Consider the following 2,385-nt stretch of genomic DNA (forward strand, 5'->3'; position numbering starts at 1 on the left):
CAGGGCCAGGACTCTGGAAGATCCCTGAAGACGAAATTTCCGTCTGCGGTGGGCCGGGTCTATGGAAGATTCCTGAAGGTCATTGATTTATCTACACTTAGCCTGTTGGGATTAAGGGAGGTTGTTTTAATGAAGAAGATTATTGCGATCATTCTGTTGGGTTTAGTTGCTTTTGGAAGTATGGCTTTTGCAGGACCAGGCCTGTGGAAGATCCCCGAGGACGAGATAACCGTTGATGGCGGACCGGGACTTTGGAAGATTCCCGAGGGTTATTGATCTAATTAGAGTTGACATTATTCCGATTCATTTGAAAAGCTCGGAGATTATTGAACGCCACAATGCAGTTATTTCTTCTTCTTTAACACTTATTTCTTTGCGCTGAGAGAATTCTATGAATCTTGTGAGGAGACCTTTTGAGATCAATTGGTCGCCTTTTTCTTCTAGGTACTTCAGCGCTCTTGCTTTCGTTATGGCCTTTCTGTACGGCCTGTCGGTTGTCAGCGCATCGAAGACATCGGCCACCGCAACTATTTGAACAAGCATGTGGATTTCGTTTCCCTTTAGGCCATCGGGATAACCGTTTCCATCTATTCTCTCGTGATGGTGCCTAACAATATCTCTTACTGCCTTCGGAAAATTCAGGTCTCTCAAGTAACGTTCGCCATATACCGGGTGTCTTTTTATTTCCGTAAACTCTTCTTCGGTCAAAGCCGACGGCTTATTCAGCGTATCGAAAGGAATGTCGACCTTTCCATAATCGTGCAACATCGCGCCAATTGAAAGATTGAAAAGATCGATCTTCTCTAGGTCAAGTTCCTTTCCGAACTCATAGCAAATTTTGAGGACTCGAAGCGTATGGAGAGCAGTATAGTCGTCCTTAAGCCTTAACTCTCTGATAAGCTGACCGAAAATTGAGGAGATGCTCTCGAAAAGATTGTTCACAAAGTCCTTCAGATGAGGCGAAGTTGTACTGTAGAGAGTAAGAGACTCGAATGCGCCAACAGAGTTTTCAAGAGCCCTAAAGTGCTCTCCTTTAACCTGCATTATTGACGCTTCAAGAATCAGCGTTTCTCCCTTGATGTAACTGGTCAAAGACTCATCCGGAAGAGACTTGAGCTGATTGAGATAATTCTCCGCTCTGGAAACGTTACCGCTCTTCACGTAGAAGTGTCCAAGAAAAATATATGATACTGCAATGTCTGTCCATTCGATATGAGAATTTATGAGCGATTCAAGTTGTTCGGCAATAACTGCCGCTCTGCTGAGGTCATTCAATTGAAGAAGAATCTTCAAGTTAATCATTAGCTTGTATCCTTTTATTGAAACCGCTTCAAAATTGCATCCTTGGACCAGGTCAAGAAGCTCTATTGCCTCAGCAAATCTGTTCTTCGAGTAGAGATAGTCAATCATGTTCAGCTGAACCATTAGCATTCTTACTGGTGATTCGGCCACTTCTTTTGCTCTCTCATAGAATTTCCATGGATTGTCACCGGTCTGGAGCTGAGTCGAGACCAGGCCAAGATCATTGTAGTATTCAAAGCGCTTCTGGGTCGGTACATACTCCTCCAGTTTCACGAGTTCGGCGAAAAGCGAGAGTGTTTCTTCTCCAAAGCCCATTTCAAATGAAGTCATCATATGGAGCATTTTGAGGTTGATTTCCTGTTCCTTTCCGCATTCCTTTGCAATTAGATCCACTGCAAGCTTAGAAACAAGGTAAGCAATCTTGTCCTCTGAATTCCTGGCAAAAAAATACGCAAGAAAGTATAGTCCTTCTGCCAGAAGTTCACTTTCCACATCGGAGAAGTCAAATACACCCGTCTCGTCGAATGTCTGAGAGTATACAAAGTCAAGAGCTACCAATATCCCGAGATCTTCTCTCGAGAGATCCTCTTCATCAAGAATAGCCCTCAGCTCAGATCTGAAACTTTCGGGATCATCATAATTGAATCTTAAGGCCAGACCGCAAATTCTAGAATTTTTCAAATCTAACTCCTCTACCCCTCGATATTGTATCATGCGACCGCCTTTCTGGTAAAATCTCTTGAGTAAATTTAATTATGATGCATTACGATCAGAAAAGCGAACTAATGTCACCGTCCATGCTATTCAGTGACATTCAGCATCAATTGTTGCTGCCTGCCATGAGTGTTAGCGCTGTTTAAAGTGCTGACAATAGGAATCGCTCAATATCTTATGACTTTGCAGGTGTCTGGAACGATTTCGACGGGAGGGCTGTTTATGGTAGATGTCAAGAAACTACTGGCCAAAGCTCTGGATGAGAATTGCTATGTGATAGAAGAAGAGGAAGTGCTAACAATTATAGACCCCGGTTATGGTCTCTCAGAAGAGTTTACCAAACTTGTGAGCGACAAGCAAGTACGCATT

The 2,385-nt window shown here is 43.2% G+C and carries 2 protein-coding genes; one reads left to right on the plus strand and one right to left on the minus strand.

What is annotated here, in order from left to right; translation table 11 throughout:
- A partial coding sequence (locus B3157_RS02305; RefSeq protein ID WP_292588568.1) for a hypothetical protein occupies nucleotides 1–276 on the plus strand: 276 nt, incomplete at its 5' end.
- Between the two features lie 27 nt (nucleotides 277–303).
- Here B3157_RS02305 and B3157_RS02310 read toward each other — a convergent pair.
- Complete coding sequence (locus tag B3157_RS02310) at nucleotides 304–1,983, minus strand: HD domain-containing phosphohydrolase (protein ID WP_292588570.1); 1,680 nt, start codon at nucleotides 1,981–1,983, stop codon at nucleotides 304–306.
- Nucleotides 1,984–2,385: the final 402 nt, after the last annotated feature.

The sequence above is a fragment of the Mesotoga sp. UBA5557 genome (assembly GCF_002425715.1).
GTDB lineage: Bacteria > Thermotogota > Thermotogae > Petrotogales > Kosmotogaceae > Mesotoga.